Annotated in this window: 15 protein-coding genes; 5 read left to right on the forward strand and 10 right to left on the reverse strand. The window is 52.9% G+C overall.

Translation table 11 applies throughout. The annotated features are described in order from the left end of the window. Positions 1–34: 34 nt before the first annotated feature. Positions 35–2,740, reverse strand: a complete 2,706-nt coding sequence (malT, locus tag ACK8NJ_RS01570; RefSeq protein ID WP_000906970.1) for an HTH-type transcriptional regulator MalT — start codon at positions 2,738–2,740, stop codon at positions 35–37. Positions 2,741–3,362: 622 nt separating this feature from the next. On the opposite strand from malT, the gene malP reads away from it, so the two are divergent. Together malP and malQ are read left to right on the forward strand one after the other, a co-directional pair. Further along, positions 3,363–5,756, forward strand: coding sequence for a maltodextrin phosphorylase (gene malP, locus ACK8NJ_RS01575; RefSeq protein WP_000081881.1), 2,394 nt, complete (start codon positions 3,363–3,365; stop codon positions 5,754–5,756). Positions 5,757–5,765: 9 nt separating this feature from the next. After that, positions 5,766–7,847: a 4-alpha-glucanotransferase gene (malQ, locus tag ACK8NJ_RS01580; protein WP_411962065.1), complete on the forward strand. Its 2,082-nt coding sequence runs from the start codon at positions 5,766–5,768 to the stop codon at positions 7,845–7,847. Between the two features lie 47 nt (positions 7,848–7,894). Here malQ and gntT read toward each other — a convergent pair whose 3' ends face one another. The 3 genes from gntT to gntX form a co-directional block, all read right to left on the reverse strand. Next, the gene (gene gntT, locus ACK8NJ_RS01585; RefSeq protein ID WP_001131758.1) at positions 7,895–9,211 is read right to left on the reverse strand and encodes a gluconate transporter; all 1,317 of its coding nucleotides are present in this window, start codon (positions 9,209–9,211) and stop codon (positions 7,895–7,897) included. 360 nt (positions 9,212–9,571) lie between these two features. Beyond that, a complete protein-coding gene (nfuA, locus tag ACK8NJ_RS01590) occupies positions 9,572–10,147 on the reverse strand; it encodes a Fe-S biogenesis protein NfuA (RefSeq protein ID WP_000619389.1) in 576 nt (191 codons plus the stop codon). A gap of 58 nt (positions 10,148–10,205) precedes the next feature. Continuing rightward, positions 10,206–10,889, reverse strand: a complete 684-nt coding sequence (gene gntX, locus ACK8NJ_RS01595; RefSeq protein WP_094308391.1) for a DNA utilization protein GntX — start codon at positions 10,887–10,889, stop codon at positions 10,206–10,208. Between the two features lie 37 nt (positions 10,890–10,926). Between gntX and bioH the strand changes: the two genes are divergently transcribed. Next, positions 10,927–11,697 (forward strand): pimeloyl-ACP methyl ester esterase BioH, encoded by a 771-nt coding sequence (gene bioH / locus ACK8NJ_RS01600; protein WP_411962066.1) that lies wholly within the window; start codon positions 10,927–10,929, stop codon positions 11,695–11,697. A gap of 219 nt (positions 11,698–11,916) precedes the next feature. Here the strand turns inward: bioH and rpnA are convergent, their stop codons facing one another. From rpnA to greB, 6 genes are all read right to left on the reverse strand, one after another. Further along, positions 11,917–12,810, reverse strand: coding sequence for a recombination-promoting nuclease RpnA (gene rpnA, locus ACK8NJ_RS01605; protein WP_000039100.1), 894 nt, complete (start codon positions 12,808–12,810; stop codon positions 11,917–11,919). 202 nt (positions 12,811–13,012) lie between these two features. Then, positions 13,013–13,249 (reverse strand): [Fe-S]-dependent transcriptional repressor FeoC, encoded by a 237-nt coding sequence (feoC, locus tag ACK8NJ_RS01610; protein ID WP_001551764.1) that lies wholly within the window; start codon positions 13,247–13,249, stop codon positions 13,013–13,015. After that, on the reverse strand, positions 13,249–15,570 hold the full coding sequence (gene feoB / locus ACK8NJ_RS01615) for a Fe(2+) transporter permease subunit FeoB (RefSeq protein ID WP_000737015.1): 2,322 nt from the start codon (positions 15,568–15,570) through the stop codon (positions 13,249–13,251). Before feoB ends, feoC begins: the two co-directional genes overlap by 1 nt. A gap of 16 nt (positions 15,571–15,586) precedes the next feature. Next, positions 15,587–15,814, reverse strand: coding sequence for a ferrous iron transporter A (feoA, locus tag ACK8NJ_RS01620; RefSeq protein ID WP_001200455.1), 228 nt, complete (start codon positions 15,812–15,814; stop codon positions 15,587–15,589). A gap of 439 nt (positions 15,815–16,253) precedes the next feature. After that, entirely contained in the window at positions 16,254–18,575 is a 2,322-nt protein-coding gene (locus ACK8NJ_RS01625; RefSeq protein WP_000980764.1) for a Tex family protein, read from the reverse strand. Between the two features lie 96 nt (positions 18,576–18,671). Further along, positions 18,672–19,148, reverse strand: a complete 477-nt coding sequence (greB, locus tag ACK8NJ_RS01630; protein ID WP_000856744.1) for a transcription elongation factor GreB — start codon at positions 19,146–19,148, stop codon at positions 18,672–18,674. Between the two features lie 227 nt (positions 19,149–19,375). Here greB and ompR point away from each other — a divergent pair, with 227 nt between their 5' ends. Together ompR and envZ are read left to right on the forward strand one after the other, a co-directional pair. Then, positions 19,376–20,095, forward strand: a complete 720-nt coding sequence (ompR, locus tag ACK8NJ_RS01635; RefSeq protein WP_001157751.1) for a two-component system response regulator OmpR — start codon at positions 19,376–19,378, stop codon at positions 20,093–20,095. After that, positions 20,092–21,444: a two-component system sensor histidine kinase EnvZ gene (envZ, locus tag ACK8NJ_RS01640; RefSeq protein WP_001253709.1), complete on the forward strand. Its 1,353-nt coding sequence runs from the start codon at positions 20,092–20,094 to the stop codon at positions 21,442–21,444. The genes ompR and envZ overlap by 4 nt, the downstream gene beginning before the upstream one ends. Positions 21,445–21,505 lie beyond the last annotated feature (61 nt).

Below are 21,505 nucleotides of genomic sequence, written 5' to 3' on the forward strand. Positions count from 1 at the left end.
TGTAAGCCGGATCCGACGTATTATCCGGCTAAACTCACACCCCATATCCCATCATCTTCAGCAGTTTCTGCGCGTGTTGTACCGCGGCCTGACGGTGGGCGACGCCGAGTTTTTGGTACAGATTGCGGATATGCGTCTTGATGGTGGTTGCCGCCACTTCCAGTTCACCCGCTATTTGTTCGTTGCTATAACCGGAGTAAATCAGCCCCAGTACCTGCCATTCACGTTGCGTGAGCGGGCTAGTGCGAATCAGCTCTGGCACTTCCGGATGATTTAGCAGACGTTCAACGAAATTCTCATCGAAATGGGCGAATTTATGCCGATGATGTTGATTGATTTCTCGCAGAATACGCTGCGCACGATGCTGTTCCAGTTCCGGCAGCGTATTGAGTTGAATCAGCTGGCGCAGTTGTTGCGCCATCGCTTCGCCTTCAATCACAAAATGGCTGATAAATCCTGTGCGATTCGCCAGTTTTAATGCGTCCAGCAACACGCGCTGAGCGTCACTTTTACGTCCGGCCTGCCAGTACAGTTGATTAAGCAGCAACAGGTTACGGTTGAGATCGCTCATCAACCGCAGACTGCGGGCGTTTTCATTGAGTTCTTCGAGAACAATTTCTGCCGGTTCAAACTCGCCCAGCAAGATTTGTGCACGGGCAATGTTGCGCCATTGACCTTGCAGGAAGTGGTTGTTCGCAAACTCCGGTTTAGCCGTATGGCGCAACCAGTTGGCAGCGGCGGCTTTATCGCCGGTCATTTGCCAGTAAATCACCCGGACTTTGTTGGCGTTAGAGATCCAGTCGCTGTGATATTTGCCATTCCCCAGCAGGTTTTCCAGACGGTTCAGCTGGCTACGGGCGTTATCTAAATCACCACGGGCTAGCGAGCATTGAATCAACATTGCCAGGCACTGAAGCTGTTGCTGAGGCTGATAAGACGACAAGACTTCAATCCCGCTACGCGCCGACGCTTCGGCTTCATCCAGCCGTGCCCAGGCCCATAACAGCTGTGCACGAATGCGCACCAGAAACTCATGCATTGGCAGCTGTTCCAGATGCTGCTCGTTGATCAGCTGGAACGCTTTTTCCTGCGTTTCCCACGCGGTTTGCAGGAACCCTTGGGCAAACAGAATTTCACTTTGCTGGATTAAACTCCATAAGGCGTAGTGCCAGACATCGTGCTGGCGCGCCATCTGTTCGGTTTGCTGCATTAGCGCCAGTGAGCGGGTCAATTCGCCTTTGCAGTGCAACACTTCACCCAGCACCGAGGTTGCCACAATGCGGCTATAGAACCAGCCCGGAGGCAGTTCTTCCAGTGCCAGTTTCGCCAGCCGTTCCGCTTCATCCGGATTACCATCGTTAATCGCTACCTGGGCGCGCAGAGCGTTAAATTCTGCGTGCATGGTGCCTTCTCTGATGTCCTTGATTTCATGTTCAGCACGGGCCAGCAGGGTGTTAACTTCGCCGTAGCGATGTTGGCTTTGCATCAGCCACGCCTGCAATAACACCAACTGCGGATTTTCCAGCAAGCTGTCCCACGGCAGGGCCTTAAGCGACTCTTCCAGCAGCGACAGTTCGCTATGGTTGAACAGACTCCAGGCGTGATTAAGCAGAATATCGCGCAGCATCAGCGCATCGCCTGCCGCCAGCGCATGATGAATCGCTTCGCTGGGAAATCCCTGGGCCATCCAGCTTTCTGCGGCGGCACGGTGGATTTCCGGCAGCTCCGCCGCCAGTTCCCACTGGCAGCGCTGGCGCAGGAAGTTACCAAACAGCGGGTGATAGCAGAACCACTCGCCGGTATCATCCATCCGCTGTAAAAACAGCCCCTGGCGCTCAATCTCTTCGAGGCGCATTTGCCCGTTTTCTTCGCCGGTCACACGGGTGATGAGTGCATCGTTCATTGAGCGCAAAATGGCGCTTTTCAACAGAAAATGGCGCGTTGCGAGATCGACGTTATCCAAAACCTCATCGACCAGATAATCTGAAAGATGGCTGGCATTGATTCCCGCCAGGCGGCGTGCCGACTTATGGGCTGAGTGGGTATTCTGCCGGGCGGAGAGGGCGATTAGCTGCAGTGCCGTCGCCCAACCGGAAACGTCATCACAAATCCGACTGCTTTCTGCGGCTTCAATCGGCGATGACAGACGGCAATCAAAAAACTGCTTCGCTTCCTGATGGGTAAATGCCAGTTGCTGACTGCCAATTTCCAGCAGTTGGTCACGAACACGCAGATTGGCAATGCCCAGTTGCGGAAGGTTGCGTGACAACACCACCAGGGTGAGATTTTCTGGTTGATGGCGAATAAAGAAGCGCATTGACTCGTGGATCACTGGATTAGTGATCAGATGATAGTCATCGATGACCAGATAAAGTGGGCTATGCCATTCCGCCAGCTCAATGAAAAGCTGGGCGAAGAGTGACGTCAGGCTGGCATATTGCCGTTTTTGCGCCATCGTCTCACATATCGCACAGTGACCGTTGGTTGCCTGCTGCACGGCGGCAATGAGATAGCTGGCGAAACGCTCTTGCTGGTTATCACCTTCATCCAGCGAGTACCAGCCGATATCGTTTTTGCCTGCCGCCCACTGGGAAATGAGCGTGGTCTTTCCGTAGCCCGCAGGACTTGTGATCAGCGCCAGCCGGAAGTTGTTCGCGCCGGAAAGTTTAGCCAGCAGGCGCTCACGAACCACGGTATGGTCGAGTCGAACCGGACGACTTAATTTTGACGGAATCAGCATAGTTAATCACTTCACTGTGGAAAATGAGGAAATATTATTTTTTTTGCGCTTCGTAATTAATGGTTATAAGGTCGGCCAGAAACCTTTCTAATGCAAGCGATGACGTTTTTTTATGTGTCTGAATTTGCACTCTGTCACAATTCCAAATCTTTATTAATGACTCACCTAAAACGACGCTGATACAGCGTGAATGCTGGGTTGTACGGTATTTCCCTTATGTTCATCAGATTCATTTAAGCAAGGGTTTCTTCTTCATTCCTGATGAAAGTGCTATCTAAAAAGATGATCTTAATAAATCTATTAAGAATGAGATGGAGCACACTGGATATTTTACTTATGAAACTGTTTCACTCCTTTACTTAATTTATAGAGTTACCTTCCGCTTTTTGAAAATACGCAACGGCCATTTTTTGCACTTAGATACAGATTTTCTGCGCTGTATGGCATTGATTTGCTGCTAATCCTGTGGTTTGCACTAGCTTTAAGTGGTCGAGATCACATTTCCTTGCTCATCCCCGCAACTCCTCCCTGCCTAATCCCCCGCAGGATGAGGAAGGTCAACATCGAGCCTGGCAAACTAGCGATAACGTTGTGTTGAAAATCTAAGAAAAGTGGAACTCCTATGTCACAACCTATTTTTAACGATAAGCAATTTCAGGAAGCGCTTTCACGTCAGTGGCAGCGTTATGGCTTAAATTCTGCGGCTGAAATGACTCCTCGCCAGTGGTGGCTGGCAGTGAGTGAAGCACTGGCCGAAATGCTGCGTGCTCAGCCATTCGCCAAACCGGTGGCGAATCAGCGGCATGTTAACTACATCTCAATGGAGTTTTTGATTGGTCGCCTGACGGGCAACAACCTGTTGAATCTCGGCTGGTATCAGGATGTACAGGATTCGTTGAAGGCTTATGACATCAATCTGACTGACCTGCTGGAAGAAGAGATCGACCCGGCGCTGGGTAACGGTGGTCTGGGACGTCTGGCGGCGTGCTTCCTCGATTCAATGGCAACTGTTGGTCAGTCTGCGACGGGTTACGGTCTGAACTATCAATATGGTTTGTTCCGCCAGTCATTTGTCGATGGCAAACAGGTTGAAGCGCCGGATGACTGGCATCGTGGTAACTATCCGTGGTTTCGCCACAATGAAGCACTGGATGTGCAGGTTGGAATTGGCGGTAAAGTGACGAAAGACGGACGCTGGGAGCCGGAATTTACCATTACCGGTCAAGCGTGGGATCTCCCCGTTGTCGGCTATCGTAATGGCGTGGCGCAGCCTCTGCGTCTGTGGCAGGCGACGCACGCGCATCCGTTTGATCTGACTAAATTTAACGACGGTGATTTCCTGCGTGCCGAACAGCAGGGCATCAACGCGGAAAAACTGACCAAAGTTCTCTATCCAAACGACAACCATACTGCCGGTAAAAAGCTGCGCCTGATGCAGCAATACTTCCAGTGTGCCTGCTCGGTAGCGGATATTTTGCGTCGCCATCATCTGGCGGGGCGTAAACTGCACGAACTGGCGGATTATGAAGTTATTCAGCTGAACGATACCCACCCAACTATCGCGATTCCAGAACTGCTGCGCGTGCTGATCGATGAGCACCAGATGAGCTGGGATGACGCCTGGGCCATTACCAGCAAAACTTTCGCTTACACCAACCATACCCTGATGCCAGAAGCGCTGGAACGCTGGGATGTGAAACTGGTGAAAGGCTTACTGCCGCGCCACATGCAGATTATTAACGAAATTAATACACGCTTTAAAACGCTGGTGGAGAAAACCTGGCCGGGCGATGAAAAAGTGTGGGCCAAACTGGCGGTGGTGCACGACAAACAAGTGCATATGGCGAACCTGTGTGTGGTTGGCGGTTTCGCGGTGAACGGTGTAGCGGCGCTGCACTCGGATCTGGTAGTGAAAGATCTGTTCCCGGAATATCACCAGCTATGGCCGAACAAATTCCATAACGTCACCAACGGTATTACCCCACGTCGCTGGATCAAACAGTGCAACCCGGCACTGGCGGCTCTGTTGGATAAATCACTGAAAAAAGAGTGGGCTAACGATCTCGATCAACTGATCAATCTGGAAAAATTCGCTGATGATGCGAAATTCCGTCAGCAATATCGCGAGATCAAGCAGGCGAATAAAGTCCGTCTGGCAGAGTTTGTGAAAGTTCGTACCGGTATTGAGATCAATCCACAGGCGATTTTCGATATTCAGATCAAACGTCTGCATGAGTACAAACGCCAGCACCTGAATCTGCTGCATATTCTGGCGTTGTACAAAGAAATTCGTGAAAACCCGCAGGCTGATCGCGTACCGCGCGTCTTCCTCTTTGGCGCGAAAGCGGCACCGGGCTACTACCTGGCGAAAAACATTATCTTTGCGATCAACAAAGTGGCTGACGTGATCAACAACGATCCGCAGGTTGGCGACAAATTGAAGGTGGTGTTCCTGCCGGATTATTGCGTTTCGGCGGCGGAAAAACTGATCCCGGCGGCGGATATCTCCGAACAAATTTCGACGGCAGGTAAAGAAGCTTCCGGTACCGGCAATATGAAACTGGCGCTCAATGGTGCGCTTACTGTCGGTACGCTGGATGGTGCGAACGTTGAAATCGCCGAGAAAGTTGGTGAAGAAAATATCTTTATTTTTGGTCATACCGTGGAACAAGTGAAGGCAATTCTGGCCAAAGGCTACGACCCGGTGAAATGGCGGAAGAAAGATAAGGTGCTGGACGCAGTATTGAAAGAGCTGGAAAGCGGCAAATACAGCGACGGCGATAAGCATGCCTTCGACCAGATGCTGCACAGTATCGGCAAACAGGGCGGCGATCCGTATCTGGTGATGGCGGATTTCGCAGCCTATGTAGAGGCACAAAAGCAGGTGGATGTGCTGTACCGCGACCAGGAGGCCTGGACTCGCGCGGCGATCCTCAATACCGCCCGCTGCGGTATGTTTAGCTCGGATCGCTCTATTCGCGATTATCAGGCTCGTATCTGGCAGGCAAAACGCTAAGGAAGCTCGATGGAAAGCAAACGTCTGGATAATGCCGCGCTGGCGGCGGGGATTAGCCCCAATTACATCAATGCCCACGGTAAACCGCAGTCGATTAGCGCCGAAACCAAACGGCGTTTGCTTGACGCGATGCATCAACGTACCGCCACGAAAGTGGCGGTAACGCCAGTCCCGAATGTCATGGTTTATACCAGCGGCAAAAAAATGCCGATGGTGGTGGAGGGCAGCGGCGAATATAGCTGGCTGCTGACCACCGAAGAAGGAACGCAGTACAAAGGCCATGTAACGGGGGGCAAAGCGTTCAATCTACCGACGAAGCTGCCGGAAGGTTATCACACGCTGACAGTCACCCAGGACGACCAGCGCGTGCATTGCCGGGTGATTGTCGCCCCGAAACGCTGTTACGAACCGCAGGCGTTGCTGAACAAACAAAAGCTGTGGGGTGCCTGCGTTCAGCTTTATACGCTGCGATCGGAAAAAAACTGGGGTATTGGGGATTTTGGCGATCTCAAAGCGATGCTGGTGGATGTGGCAAAACGTGGCGGGTCGTTCATCGGTCTGAACCCGATTCATGCGCTCTATCCGGCAAATCCGGAAAGTGCCAGCCCGTATAGCCCGTCTTCTCGCCGTTGGCTGAATGTGATTTATATCGACGTTAACGCCGTTGAAGATTTCCATCTTAGCGAAGAGGCTCAGGCCTGGTGGAAGTTGCCGACCACGCAACAGACGCTGCAACAGGCGCGGGATGCCGACTGGGTCGATTACTCCACGGTTACCGCCCTAAAAATGACAGCATTACGAATGGCGTGGAAAGGTTTCGCGCAACGTGATGATGAACAGATGGCCGCGTTTCGCCAGTTTGTTGCAGAGCAAGGCGACAGCCTGTTCTGGCAGGCGGCGTTTGACGCACTACATGCCCAGCAAGTGAAAGAGGACGAAATGCGCTGGGGCTGGCCTGCATGGCCAGAGATGTATCAGAACGTGGATTCACCAGAAGTGCGCCAGTTCTGCGAAGAACATCGCGATGACGTCGATTTTTATCTCTGGTTGCAGTGGCTGGCTTACAGCCAGTTTGCCGACTGCTGGGAGATAAGCCAGGGCTATGAAATGCCGATTGGCTTGTATCGTGATCTGGCGGTTGGCGTAGCAGAGGGTGGAGCAGAAACCTGGTGCGACCGGGAGTTGTATTGTCTGAAAGCGTCGGTTGGCGCACCGCCGGATATCCTCGGCCCGTTGGGGCAGAACTGGGGATTGCCGCCAATGGACCCGCATATCATCACCGCGCGTGCCTATGAACCGTTTATCGAGCTGTTGCGCGCCAATATGCAAAACTGCGGCGCATTACGAATTGACCATGTGATGTCGATGCTGCGTTTGTGGTGGATACCGTATGGCGAGACGGCGGATCAGGGCGCGTATGTACACTATCCGGTGGATGATCTGCTCTCGATTCTGGCACTCGAAAGTAAACGTCATCGCTGCATGGTGATTGGTGAAGATCTCGGCACGGTACCGGTAGAGATTGTCGGTAAGCTGCGCAGCAGTGGTGTGTACTCCTACAAAGTGCTCTATTTCGAAAACGACCACGAGAAGACGTTCCGTGCACCGAAAGCGTATCCGGAGCAGTCGATGGCGGTTGCGGCGACACACGACCTGCCAACGCTGCGTGGTTACTGGGAGAGCGGGGATCTAACGCTGGGTAAAACCCTGGGGTTGTATCCGGATGAAGTGGTACTGCGCGGTCTGTATCAGGATCGCGAACTGGCGAAGCAAGGACTACTGGATGCACTGCATAAATATGGTTGTCTGCCAAAACGTGCCGGGCATAAGGCATCGTTGATGTCGATGACGCCGACGCTTAATCGTGGTTTGCAGCGCTACATTGCCGACAGTAACAGTGCTCTGTTAGGACTACAGCCGGAAGACTGGCTGGATATGGCCGAACCGGTGAATATTCCTGGCACCAGTTACCAGTATAAAAACTGGCGACGCAAGCTTTCCGCAACGCTTGAGTCGATGTTTGCCGATGATGGCGTGAACAAGTTGCTGAAGGATTTGGACAGACGGCGCAGAGCGGCAGCGAAGAAGTAGTAGGGTGCGGTTGATGCCGGATGCGATGCATCCGGCAGTCAGTGTTATCAAATCACCATATTCAGCAGCAGACAGCCTACCAGACCGCACACCGAGATAATGGTTTCCAGCATCGACCAGGATTTGATGGTCTCGCCGATAGTCAGGTTAAAGTACTCTTTGAACAGCCAGAAGCCCGGATCGTTCACGTGAGAGAAAATCACACTACCGGAACCAACCGCAATAACCATCAGCTCCGGGCTAACACCCGTCGTTGCAATCAGCGGTGCCGCGATACCACCCGCAGTGATTGCCGCAACGGTTGCGGAACCCAGCGCGATACGCAGTACGGCAGCAATCGACCAGGCCATCAGCAGCGGAGAAATGTTGGTTTCGTGCATCATGGAAGCAATGTATTTGTCCACGCCGCTGTCTACCAGCACCTGCTTGAACGCACCGCCACCACCGATAATCAACAGCATCATCGCAATGATTTTGATGGAAGAAACCAGCGTGTCGTTAATCTGATCCATTGAACGACCACGGTTCAGACCAAAGGTGAACATCGCAATCAGCACGGCAATCAGCGTTGCCATTACCGGGTCACCGAGGAACTCCGCTACCGGCAGGAAAGCGTGACCTTTCGGCAGGATCATTTCGGCAATCGCACGCATCGCCATCAGTACTACCGGCACCAGAGAGGTCCAGACGCTGACGCCAAAGCTCGGCATCTCTTCTTCGCTGAAGGTTTTCGCGCTGTACAGACCTTCCGGGATCGGCTTATCTATACCTTTCAACACGCGAGCGTAAACCGGACCGGCGAGAATCACGGTCGGGATTGCCAGAATAGTACCGTACAGCAGGGTTTTACCCATGTCGGCATTGAAAATGGTGGCAATCGCAGTCGGACCCGGATGCGGTGGCAGGAAGCCGTGGGTCACAGACAGTGCAGCCGCCATTGGTACACCAACATACAGCAGTGGAATATTCGCGGAAGCCGCGATGGTAAACACCAGCGGCAGCATCAGCACGAAACCCACTTCATAGAACAGGGCAAAACCAACGGTAAAACCGGTCAGTACCACCGCCCACTGGATGTGTTTTTTACCAAATTTAGCAATCAGCGTGGTGGCGATACGTTGTGCGCCACCGCAGTCTGCCAGCATTTTGCCCAGCATCGCGCCAAAACCCATGATCAGGGCAAGGCTACCGAGCGTCCCGCCGACACCGGCTTTGATGGAGCCAATAACTTTATCCAGCGGCATTCCTTGCATTAATCCAACAGCAAGCGCCACGAGGACGAGAGCGATGAAGCCGTTCATTTTGAAACGGATCATCAGGAGCAACAACAAGATTACACCGATAGCAACAATGACTAATGGCATGATTTACCTGGCCTTTCATTTGTTATGGGTAACGTCAATTTTCTGACGACAAACTCTAATTATCCCAATCGGGAACAGAGATATTGCGGCACCACGACTGATACCCACTAAAACTAATTATTGTAGTCAGATGTCAGGAGTATGTTTGGTACCCATGTGAATGATACGGGTAACATCCGGCGTTTGAGAATCACCAGAGCGGGGTAAATTTAAATTATGAGAGGTTGGTCATATTATCGCGGGGAAACGAAGGGAGGGGGTTGCCAAAGCAATGCTGCGCCAACGTCTGGCTCATGTTCAACGTAGGCCCGAAATGACGCTTTAGCGTCGCATCGGGCAATCTACAAAAGAGGGGATAACTTAGTAGTAGGAGTGCTCGCCGCGCTGGTGTTCGGTGAGATCGCGCACACCTTTCAGCTCCGGGAATTCGTTCAGCAGCTGCTTCTCGATCCCTTCTTTCAGCGTCACATCTACCATAGAACAACCGTTACAGCCGCCGCCAAATTGCAGAATGGCGTAACCGTCTTCGGTGATTTCCATCAGCGAAACGCGACCACCGTGACCAGCAAGCTGTGGGTTGATCTGCGACTGCAGCATATACTCCACGCGCTCCATCAGCGGTGCATCGTCTGCGACTTTACGCATTTTGGCGTTAGGCGCTTTCAGCGTTAACTGGGAACCCAACTGGTCTGTAACAAAGTCGATCTCTGCATCTTCCAGGTAAGGAGCGCTTAACTCATCAACATACGCGGTCAGCAGGTCAAATTTCAGGGCAGTGTCGGTGGCTTCCACGGCATCCGGCGGACAATAAGAAACACCACATTCAGCGTTAGGCGTGCCAGGGTTAATCACAAATACGCGGATTTGTGTCCCTTCTTCCTGGTTTGCCAGCAGTTTGGCAAAGTGCGCTTGTGCAGCATCGGAAATACGGATCATAGTAATGGCCTAATAGTTGACTATTTTAGTTGGTTATAATACGCCCATCATCGAGGCTCTACAAGGTTCGACAAAGGCACCAGACCTGGACAGTCGCCGCACCATTGCGTAAAAGCAGCTGCGCAATCTCTGCGACGGTACTTCCGGTGGTGACGACATCATCCACTATCACCATATGGCGACCTTGCACAGGCAATTCAAGGCGAAAGGCATTTTTCAGGTTGCGCTTGCGCAGCCGGGCACTGAGAAAATGCTGGGTCGCAGTGGCCCGTGTTCGTGTGACGGCTTCGCTATCCCATCGGCAGTGCAACCAGCGTGATAACGGCTGACACAGCAAATCGCTCTGATTAAATCCCCGACGCCAGTGACGCCGCTGCCATAACGGAACGCTGATAATGCGATCCGGCAATTGCAACCCGGTGGTGCGACGAGCGTGTAAGACTTCCAATAGTAACAGACGTGACAGGGCGCTGGCGATTTCGCTGTGGCGGGAAAACTTAAGCTGGTGGATAAGCGGACTTAACGGCGGCGCATAGTCGGCAACCGTGACCAGTCTTTGCCAGGGCGGTGGTTTATGCAGGCAGCGACCGCAGGGAAGATGGGTGTGTGTGGCGGGTAATCCACATTGTGGGCATAACGTTTTATCTGTACGGGCGGCGCGTGAACAGACCGAACAAATCCCCCAATGACCTAACGCCAGTGGCATTCGGCATAGCCAGCATAATCCCGGTACTGTTAGCATATGTTCATCCTTGTAAGTCAAAAGAGAACAATAGCGGATGAATAACATCTGGTGGCAGACCAAAGGTCAGGGGAATGTTCATCTTGTGCCGTTGCACGGATGGGGACTGAATGCCGAAGTGTGGCGTTGCATTGACGAGGAACTTAGCTCGCATTTTACGCTGCACCTTGTTGATCTGCCCGGTTTCGGGCGCAGCCGGGGATTTGGTGCGCTGTCGCTTGCTGATATGGCCGAAGCCGTGCTGCGACAGGCACCTGATAAAGCCATTTGGTTAGGCTGGAGTCTGGGCGGGCTGGTGGCAAGCCAGATTGCGTTAACCCATCCCGAGCGTGTTCAGGCGCTGGTCACCGTGGCGTCGTCGCCTTGTTTTAGTGCTCGTGACGAGTGGCCGGGGATAAAACCGGACGTGCTGGCGGGATTTCAGCAGCAGCTGAGTGATGATTTTCAGCGTACAGTGGAGCGGTTCCTGGCGTTACAAACCATGGGTACTGAAACGGCGCGCCAGGATGCGCGGGCGTTGAAGAAAACCGTACTGGCGTTACCGATGCCGGAGGTGGACGTGCTCAATGGTGGGCTGGAAATCCTCAAAACGGTCGATCTCCGTCTGCCGCTGCAAAACGTGTCCATGCCGTTTTTGCGATTGTATGGTTATCTCGATGGTCTGGTGCCGCGCAAAGTGGTGCCGATGCTGGATAAACTCTGGCCGCACAGCGAGTCGTACATTTTCGCCAAAGCGGCCCATGCGCCGTTTATTTCGCATCCGGTCGAGTTTCGTCACGTGCTGGTGGCGTTGAAGCAGAGGGTGTAGGTGGCTTTTGAAATGGCGAGACAGAACTTTACTGACTCGCCGCAGCCAACTCTTCTTCTGACACCCCGGTAAAACGCATGATGTCCGCAAGAGGGACTCCGGATTACAGCATTCTTTTGGCGATATCCGGGGCTTCCAGGCGTCGATCCAATAAATAACCAATCAGGTAACTAATAAGATATTCTCTTTCTGCATCTGTCATTAAAACCATCCTTTACGTTATTGATGATTTATTTCAGCAAGGTCTTCAACCGTCAGGCTGGTAAATCGCAGAACGTCCTCAAGAGAGACTCCGGCATCCAGCATGGTTTTGGCAATATTTAGGGCGTTGGTACGTATACCTTTCTGAAACCCCTCTTGCCGCAATCTTTCCGCAATAGTCATTAAACTCTCCTTGTGTTTCGGTGAACGTTCGGCAACACCGTCGATAAAATCGTTAAAACGTACCGCATCGCCAGTTTGCAGTATGTAATTAAACAGCCCTTTGATTTGTCTGTCATTAGCGTATCCACTACTTAATAAGCAGGCCATTTGCTCTACCAGCCCCATCAGGTCGCGTTGACGAATATGTTTTTGAATTAACTCCAGCAGCGCCATACGTCGGTGCTGCATGATTTCATCATCAGGCATGACGGTGACATCAATCAGCGGAAATGCAGAGGCATAAAGCTGCCTTGCCAGGTTGGGATCGGCGAAACAATCAAGCCAACACAGCGAATAGGGATAGGGGCTTTCAATACCGTGGTAAAACAACAATGGCACCACCATCGGCAACGTTTTGTATCCGGCATCAAGGTGATTTTGCATTGCGGCAATGGCGTAACGCATCATGCGAAATGCGATCAGTTTGTTTGAGGTGCTTTGATGTTCAATCAGACAATAGATATATCCTGGTCCTTGTTCCGTTTTCACCGACCACAGCACGTCGGAATAGCTTTCACGCAGATCGTCATCAATAAAGCTGCTCGACTCCAGCTTGAGGGTTTTCATATCACAGAGCGCGTGAATGGGTGCCGGTAAATGAAACGCAAGAAAATCGCGTGCCGTCTCCGGTTGGCGTAAAAAGAGTTTGAACAGCGCATCGTGTGGGGTGGAACTCTGCTTTTTGCTCATGGCGTTCCTTCACCTGTTGTTTGAATGCCGCGACTCTACGCGCCACTCCACACCTGTGCATTAGCCAGTTTTCATCCCTGCGAGACGCTTTCAGAGGAACTTACGTCGCGCTGCAAGAATTGCATTTTTATGGAAAGCCGCACGCAAAAAAGCCCGGATGCAAACGCATACCGGGCTTTTCAAAACAGGCGATGGAGTATGGTTAACGCAGCGCCCACCACTCGCGCAGACAGACTTTGCCTTCCGGGCAGCTTTTACAACTGCCAGAGAGGCAGCCGTCAGGTTCTTCCTGAATCCGCACGGCTTTGCCCATGCTTTCCAGCTGTTGCAGCATGGCGTTAATCATTGGCTGCGGCGTATTCAATGCCTGGCTTATCTGGGCCGCTTCCATACGGCCCCGTAACGCCAGCAAATCACGTACCTGAATAAGTGAAGCCATTAATGGCAATCACCGGTGGTGCTGGCTGCGCAGCAACTGCTTACCGATTTGCGCGTTGCCAGCAGTTCGATATTCACCCGGCTACGCGCGCGGCGCAGCAGACCGATAACCACGATGTTAAACAGGATAACCGCCAGAATGCACACCAGGCTGTAAGTTGGATGCTGGCTGTAGCTGGCGACTTGATAGAACAATGTTGCCAGTGAGTAAGCGATATTCAGCCCCCACAGGATGGAGAAGCCCATCCAGCCACGGCTTGATTCACGGGCGATAGCCCCCATTACCGAGATGCACGGTACATACAGCAGGACGAAAATCAGGTAGCTGTATGCGGCAGCTGCGCTACCGAATTTCTGATCCATCACGCCCATCGCCCCTGTACCCATTTCGCCGTCGCCTTTGCTCGCTTCAATGGGATTCATCAGTACGCTAAGGCTGAAGGTGTCTTTCAGGCTCTGCCAGGTTTCATCTACCGCGCTGAACAGCTCTTCACCGAGGTTAAATTCCGCCGGATTGAACTCTTCGTCCTGAATATTTTCTGCGGTGTAGAGGGTGTTGAGCGTACCCACCACCACTTCTTTCGCCATTGCGCCTGTAAACAGGCCAACCGTTGCCTGCCAGTTATCTTCATGCACGCCAATCGGCTTGAAGACTGGGGTGATCACCCGGCTGACGGAAGCCAGCGCCGAGTCGTTGATGTTATCGACGATTTTCCCGCTCAGAGAGAAGCTGTTGAAAGCACTCAGGAAAATGCTGACGATGATAATCACTTTACCAGCACGCAGAACGAAGCCTTTCAGACGCTGCCAGGTCTGAATAATCAGGCTTTTAACGTGTGGTACATGGTAGACCGGCAGCTCCATGACAAACGGCGTCGCTTCACCGCGCATGATGGTGTACTTGAGCATCAGGCCAGTCAGCACCGCCATCACGATACCCAGCATATACAGCGAGAAGACCGCCAGCGCACCGTTCTGCCCGAAGAAGGCAGCCGCAAATACTGCGAAGATAGCCAGACGCGCGCCGCAGGACATAAACGGTGCCATCATGATGGTCATCAGACGTTCACGCGGTGCATCAAGCGTACGTGCGCCCATTACCGACGGTACGTTACAACCGAAACCAACGATCAGCGGCACAAAGGATTTCCCCGGCAAGCCCAGCGCCTGCATCAGACGGTCCATCACAAACGCCGCACGCGCCATATATCCGGAGTCCTCGAGGAAGGAGAGGAACAGGTACATCATGCCGATCTGCGGCACCAGTGGCAGCACGGTGTTAATACCGCCGCCCAGGCCCTGGGCGAGGAAGATAGTCAGCCAGTCCGGGAAGTGGAGCGTGTAGCCAATCCACTGAATACCATGCACAAACAGCGCCACGGAACCGACATCAAACAGCGGCTGTAACGCCCCGCCGATGTTGATAGCCAGCAGGAACATCAGGTACATCACAAAGAGGAAAATCGGCAGACCGAGGAAACGGTTGAGCACGATTTTATCTACCGCAGTGGTGAAGCGGCTGGGTTCTGCCGTCAGGGTGTTGCTTACCACATCACAGATGGCAGCAATGCACTGGTAACGCGCATCGGCAATGTGCAGCGCCGGATCATCCATCTCATTACGCAGACGGGCGAGGGCGGCATCAAGATGCTGCGACGCTTCACCGGCGTAGGCGCGGCTGTAGATATCGCCTTCCAGCATTTGCAAGCCCAGCCAGCGACGTTGTTTCAGCGGGATGTCGGAAGGCATCACTTTTGCCAGTGAATCTGCTTCGTTGAGCAGCGGCTGTGCGTAATGCACCAGTTCCACATTCTCGTTAGCTTTATAGCGATCAATCGCCAGCTTGAGCGCTTCAATACCGCGACCACGGGTTGAAACCAGCGGGATCACCGGGCAGCCAAGACGCGCCGACAGAGCATCAATTTCAATACGAATATTTTGCTTCTCGGCAATGTCGAGCATGTTCAGTGCCACGATGCAGGGAATGCCGAGTTCCAGCAGTTGCAGCGTCAGGTACAGGTTACGCTCAAGGTTAGACGCATCCACCACGTTAATCAGCAGGTCAGCGTCGCCACTCAAAATGTAGTGACAGGCGATTTGCTCATCGAGCGAGGTCTGCGATGAGATGGTGGTCAGAGAATAGGTGCCGGGCAGGTCCACCAGCGTGACCTGATGATCGGTGGTGGAGAATTGCCCTTCTTTACGTTCGACGGTAACGCCAGCCCAGTTACCTACACGCTGACGTGCGCCAGTGAGCTGGTTAAATAAGGTTGTCTTGCCAGAATTTGGATTACCAATTAAGCCAATGGTTAATTTTTTCATTGTTGTTATCACCGTATTAACAGGAAACCGCTTCCACTTCTAATAAGGCCAGATCTTTTTTGCGTAATACCAGGCTCACACGACGGGTTTCGATATGAATGGGGTCGCCGAGTGGAGCGACGCGCACCACATTAAAAGAGGAGCCAGGTAACATGCCTAGAGAAAGCAGTTTTTGGCGATATGCCGGGCTGATTTCACGGGAAAAGCCAGTGATTTTCCACGCAGTATCTGGAGTGTATTGCATAGGTGCCTACTTGTTTCTCATTAACTGGATAACTACCTCATGGGGCGTTTGACAGCGACATGAGACCAGATGATTTGCCAACGAAGGAGAGATTAAATAATCAACAACACAATGATAATGAGAATGGTTTCTATCAGCAATACTTAAAATGTGTGCGAATGTTGGTTTGAATAATAATCTGACTCAATGTTGATGTGGCTCAAGGTTATATCGCAGCGAAAATATAATTCGAATAGCGAATTACCAGGACTGGTTAATGTTTAATTAAGGTTTCAGTTGTTAATGAAGTGATAAATATTAACGGGATATATTGAGAGTTTGGTTGTGGAATAAAAAGGCCGGAGATATTCTCCGGCACTTTTATGTCAGGCAAGGCGTTCGTTGCCAGATGCGGCGTGAACGCTTTATCTGGCAGGTTTACGTTTGTCTATCAGGGCGTTTAACGTTTTTTGCCCATTGCCGCCGCCAGCGCATCCATCATCGCGCTGTTACCGGCAGGCTGCGCTTCACGCCCACGCGGTTTGGCTGCCGGGCGGTTGTTTTGCGGGCGTTCATTACCGCCGCCGCGACGGGCGTTGGTTTCGCCAGGCTGCTCGTCCAGACGCATAGTCAGGGCGATACGTTTGCGCTGAAGATCCACTTCCAGCACTTTCACCTTCACAATATCGCCCGCTTTCACCACGGTATGCGGATCTTCCACAAACTTATTCGACAATGAAGAGATGTGAACCAGGCCGTCCTGATGCACGCCGATATCGACAAACGCGCCAAAGTTGGTGACGTTGGTCACTGCGCCTTCGAGGATCATACCCGGTTGCAGGTCGTTCATTGTCTCGACGCCATCGGCAAACTGAGCGGTTTTAAATTCCGGACGCGGATCGCGACCCGGTTTTTCCAGCTCTTTGATGATGTCAGTTACTGTCGGCACACCGAATTTCTCATCGGTAAAGTCAGACGCTTTCAGGTTACGCAGCTCGCTGCTGTTACCCATCAGATCTTTCAGTGCCTGCTGTGTTGCTGCCAGAATGCGTTCCACCACCGGATAGGCTTCCGGGTGAACGGTAGAGGCGTCCAGCGGGTTATCGCCGTGGTTAATACGCAGGAAGCCCGCACACTGCTCGAAGGCTTTCGGCCCCAGACGGCTCACTTTCAGCAGTTGCTGACGGTTCTGGAACTGACCGTTCTCATCGCGCCAGGCCACGATGTTTTGCGCCATCATGCGCGTCAGGCCCGCCACGCGGGTTAACAGCGGAACAGAAGCGGTGTTGAGATCGACGCCAACAGCGTTTACGCAGTCTTCTACTACTGCATCCAGTTTGCGGGCCAGCTGCGTCTGGCTGACGTCATGCTGATACTGACCTACGCCGATAGATTTCGGATCGATTTTCACCAGCTCCGCCAGCGGATCTTGCAAACGACGGGCGATAGATACCGCGCCACGCAGCGAAACGTCGAGATCCGGGAACTCCTGCGCTGCCAGCTCGGAAGCCGAGTAAACCGACGCGCCTGCTTCGCTGACGATCACTTTCTGCGCGGTCACTTTCGGGAACTGCTTCTGCACGTCGAGATAGAAACGCTCAGTTTCGCGGGAAGCTGTACCGTTGCCGATCGCCACCAGTTCAACATTATGCTTTTCACACAGGGCAGCAACGGTCATCGCTGCTTTTGCGGCTTGTCCGGTGTGCGGGTAAATGGTATCGGTCGCCACCAGTTTGCCAGTTGCATCGACCACCGCTACTTTTACCCCGGTACGCAGACCCGGATCGAGGCCCATCGTTGCACGCAGTCCGGCTGGGGCCGCCATCAGCAGATCGTGCAGGTTACGGGCAAAGACGTTGATTGCTTCATCTTCCGCGCGTTCGCGCACGGTGCCCATCAGTTCGGTTTCCAGATGCATCAGCACCTTGATGCGCCACGTCCAGCTCACCACGCCTTTGCGCCAGCTATCCGCCGGGGCATTGTTCAGGCGCAGGCCGAGATGATCCATAATGATTTGCTCGCAATAGCTCTCTTTTGGCGGCTCATCGAACTGCGGATCGGCATTCAGCGAAAGTTGGAGTACGCCTTCGTTACGCCCACGGAACATCGCCAGCGCGCGGTGAGAAGGCACCGTTGACAGCGGTTCGTGATGATCGAAATAGTCGCGGAATTTCGCCCCTTCCTCTTCTTTACCACTCACCACCGTAGAAACCAAATGCGCGTTCTTCCACAGATAATCACGCACTTTCGCCAGCAGCGCGGCATCTTCGGCAAACCGTTCCATCAGGATATAGCGCGCGCCGTCCAGCGCGGCTTTGGTATCTGCCACGCCTTTATCGGCATCAACATATTGTGCAGCGGCGACTTCTGGCGTGTGTGATGGAGAGCTCCACAGCAGGTCAGCCAACGGCTCAAGCCCTGCTTCAATGGCGATTTGCCCGCGGGTGCGGCGTTTAGGTTTGTAGGGCAGGTAGAGGTCTTCGAGTTCGGTTTTGCTTAGTGTGGCGTTGATGGCATTCGCCAGCTCGTCAGTGAGTTTGCCTTGCTCGGAAATGGACTTGAGGATCGCCTGACGTCTCTCTTCCAGCTCGCGCAGATAGCTCAGACGCGTTTCCAGATTACGCAGCTGCGTGTCATCCAGACCGCCGGTGATTTCCTTACGATAACGTGCGATAAACGGCACGGTATTCCCTTCGTCAAGCAGGCGAACGGCAGCGTCAACCTGTTCCGGGCGCGCCTGAATTTCACCCGCAATAATGCGGCAGAACGAATCATTCATCATGGTTTGAGTTCATCTTTTCGGATCAAAAATCAGGGGATAGTTATACGGACTGGCTGGCAAAAATGCCAGCCATCGGCAGGAGGTTAAGACTCTTCCTTACGGTTTCACGTACTCGATAGCATTAACATACCAGCTCGCTTCCCCGGCAGGGGTATTCACCACCGCCAAATCGCCCACCTCTTTTTTCAACAATGCGCGAGCCATCGGGGAATCGATAGAGATGTAATCTTTACGGCCAAAAATTTCATCGTAGCCGACAATACGGAAACGGTGAGTCACGCCATCGTCGTTTTCAATCTCCACCCACGCGCCAAAAAAGACTTTGCCTTCCTGCTGCGGGGAGTAATCGACGATTTTGAGATTTTCCATGCATTTAGTGAGATAGCGCACGCGACGGTCGATTTCACGCAGACGCTTTTTATTATACTGATAGTCAGCATTTTCGCTGCGGTCGCCCAGACTTGCGGCCCAGGTCACCTTTTTTGTGACCTCCGGGCGTTCTTCACGCCAGAGATAATTAAGCTCTTGTTTGAGTTTTTCATACCCTTCCCGGGTAACCAGGGGCGTTTTCATCTCGTTGATTCCCTTTGTCTGTTTGATAATGCGCACATTGGGTATAACGTGATCATATCAACAGAATCAATAATGTTTCGCCGAATAAATTGTATACTTAAGCTGCTGTTTAATATGCTTTGTAACAATTTAGGCTGAAATTCATACCAGATTTAGCTGGTGACGAACGTGAGCTTTTTTAAGAATACACGCTTACAAATTGTTGCGAACCTTTGGGAGTACAAACAATGCAAGAGAACTACAAGATTCTGGTGGTCGATGACGACATGCGCCTGCGCGCGCTGCTGGAACGTTATCTCACCGAACAAGGCTTCCAGGTTCGAAGCGTCGCTAATGCAGAACAGATGGATCGCCTGCTGACTCGTGAATCTTTCCATCTTATGGTACTGGATTTGATGTTACCTGGTGAAGATGGCTTGTCGATTTGCCGACGTCTTCGTAGCCAGAGCAACCCGATGCCGATCATTATGGTGACGGCGAAAGGGGAAGAAGTGGACCGTATCGTTGGCCTGGAGATTGGCGCTGACGACTACATTCCAAAACCGTTTAACCCGCGTGAATTGCTGGCCCGCATTCGTGCGGTGCTGCGTCGTCAGGCCAACGAACTGCCGGGCGCGCCGTCACAGGAAGAGGCGGTAATTGCTTTCGGTAAGTTCAAACTTAACCTCGGTACGCGTGAAATGTTCCGCGAAGATGAGCCGATGCCGCTCACCAGCGGTGAGTTTGCGGTACTGAAGGCACTGGTCAGCCATCCGCGTGAGCCGCTCTCCCGCGATAAGCTGATGAACCTTGCCCGTGGCCGTGAATACTCCGCAATGGAACGCTCCATCGACGTGCAGATTTCGCGTCTACGCCGCATGGTGGAAGAAGATCCGGCGCATCCGCGTTACATTCAGACCGTCTGGGGTCTGGGCTACGTCTTTGTACCGGACGGTTCTAAAGCATGAGGCGATTGCGCTTCTCGCCACGAAGTTCATTTGCCCGTACGTTATTGCTCATCGTCACCTTGCTGTTCGTCAGCCTGGTGACGACTTATCTGGTGGTGCTGAACTTCGCGATTTTGCCGAGCCTCCAGCAGTTTAATAAAGTCCTCGCGTACGAAGTGCGTATGTTGATGACCGACAAACTGCAACTGGAGGACGGCACGCAGTTGGTTGTGCCTCCCGCTTTCCGTCGGGAGATCTACCGTGAGCTGGGGATCTCTCTCTATTCCAACGAAGCTGCCGAAGAGGCAGGTCTGCGTTGGGCACAACACTATGAATTCTTAAGCCATCAGATGGCGCAGCAACTGGGCGGCCCGACGGAAGTGCGCGTTGAGGTCAACAAAAGTTCGCCTGTTGTCTGGCTGAAAACCTGGCTGTCGCCCAATATCTGGGTGCGCGTGCCGCTGACCGAAATTCATCAGGGCGATTTTTCTCCGCTGTTCCGCTATACGCTGGCGATTATGCTATTGGCGATAGGCGGGGCGTGGTTGTTTATTCGTATCCAGAACCGACCGTTGGTCGATCTCGAACATGCTGCTTTGCAGGTCGGTAAAGGGATTATACCGCCGCCGCTGCGTGAATATGGCGCTTCGGAGGTGCGTTCCGTTACCCGCGCCTTTAACCATATGGCGGCTGGTGTTAAGCAACTGGCGGATGATCGCACGCTGCTGATGGCGGGGGTAAGTCATGATCTGCGTACGCCGCTGACGCGCATTCGCCTGGCTACCGAGATGATGAGCGAGCAGGATGGCTACCTGGCAGAATCGATCAATAAAGATATCGAAGAGTGCAACGCCATCATTGAGCAGTTTATCGACTACCTGCGCACCGGGCAGGAGATGCCGATGGAAATGGCGGATCTCAACGCAGTGCTCGGTGAGGTGATTGCCGCCGAAAGTGGCTATGAGCGGGAAATTGAAACCGCGCTTTACCCCGGCAGCATTGAGGTGAAAATGCACCCGCTGTCGATCAAACGTGCGGTGGCGAATATGGTGGTCAACGCCGCCCGTTACGGCAATGGCTGGATCAAAGTCAGCAGCGGAACGGAGCCGAATCGCGCCTGGTTCCAGGTGGAAGATGACGGTCCGGGAATTGCGCCGGAACAACGTAAGCACCTGTTCCAGCCGTTTGTTCGCGGCGACAGTGCGCGCACCATTAGCGGCACGGGATTAGGGCTGGCGATTGTGCAGCGTATCGTGGATAACCATAACGGGATGCTGGAGCTTGGTACCAGCGAACGGGGCGGGCTTTCCATTCGCGCCTGGCTGCCTGTGCCGGTAACGCGGGCGCAGGGCACGACAAAAGAAGGGTAAATAAACGGGAGGCGAAGGTGCCTCCCGTTTTGCTTTCTATAAGATACTGGATAGATATTCT

It is taken from the genome of Escherichia sp. F1 (assembly GCF_046764225.1).
Taxonomy (GTDB): Bacteria; Pseudomonadota; Gammaproteobacteria; order Enterobacterales; family Enterobacteriaceae; genus Escherichia; species Escherichia coli.

What these genes read in the sequence shown, in the direction of transcription:
- rpnA (WP_000039100.1), bottom strand. Translation starts at nt 12,810, where the DNA reads ATGAGCAAAAAGCAGAGTTCCACCCCACACGATGCGCTGTTCAAACTC.
- malT (WP_000906970.1), bottom strand. Translation starts at nt 2,740, where the DNA reads ATGCTGATTCCGTCAAAATTAAGTCGTCCGGTTCGACTCGACCATACC.
- malP (WP_000081881.1), top strand. Translation starts at nt 3,363, where the DNA reads ATGTCACAACCTATTTTTAACGATAAGCAATTTCAGGAAGCGCTTTCA.
- gntX (WP_094308391.1), bottom strand. Translation starts at nt 10,889, where the DNA reads ATGCTAACAGTACCGGGATTATGCTGGCTATGCCGAATGCCACTGGCG.
- envZ (WP_001253709.1), top strand. Translation starts at nt 20,092, where the DNA reads ATGAGGCGATTGCGCTTCTCGCCACGAAGTTCATTTGCCCGTACGTTA.
- ompR (WP_001157751.1), top strand. Translation starts at nt 19,376, where the DNA reads ATGCAAGAGAACTACAAGATTCTGGTGGTCGATGACGACATGCGCCTG.
- greB (WP_000856744.1), bottom strand. Translation starts at nt 19,148, where the DNA reads ATGAAAACGCCCCTGGTTACCCGGGAAGGGTATGAAAAACTCAAACAA.
- malQ (WP_411962065.1), top strand. Translation starts at nt 5,766, where the DNA reads ATGGAAAGCAAACGTCTGGATAATGCCGCGCTGGCGGCGGGGATTAGC.
- bioH (WP_411962066.1), top strand. Translation starts at nt 10,927, where the DNA reads ATGAATAACATCTGGTGGCAGACCAAAGGTCAGGGGAATGTTCATCTT.
- nfuA (WP_000619389.1), bottom strand. Translation starts at nt 10,147, where the DNA reads ATGATCCGTATTTCCGATGCTGCACAAGCGCACTTTGCCAAACTGCTG.
- feoA (WP_001200455.1), bottom strand. Translation starts at nt 15,814, where the DNA reads ATGCAATACACTCCAGATACTGCGTGGAAAATCACTGGCTTTTCCCGT.
- ACK8NJ_RS01625 (WP_000980764.1), bottom strand. Translation starts at nt 18,575, where the DNA reads ATGATGAATGATTCGTTCTGCCGCATTATTGCGGGTGAAATTCAGGCG.
- gntT (WP_001131758.1), bottom strand. Translation starts at nt 9,211, where the DNA reads ATGCCATTAGTCATTGTTGCTATCGGTGTAATCTTGTTGTTGCTCCTG.
- feoC (WP_001551764.1), bottom strand. Translation starts at nt 13,249, where the DNA reads ATGGCTTCACTTATTCAGGTACGTGATTTGCTGGCGTTACGGGGCCGT.
- feoB (WP_000737015.1), bottom strand. Translation starts at nt 15,570, where the DNA reads ATGAAAAAATTAACCATTGGCTTAATTGGTAATCCAAATTCTGGCAAG.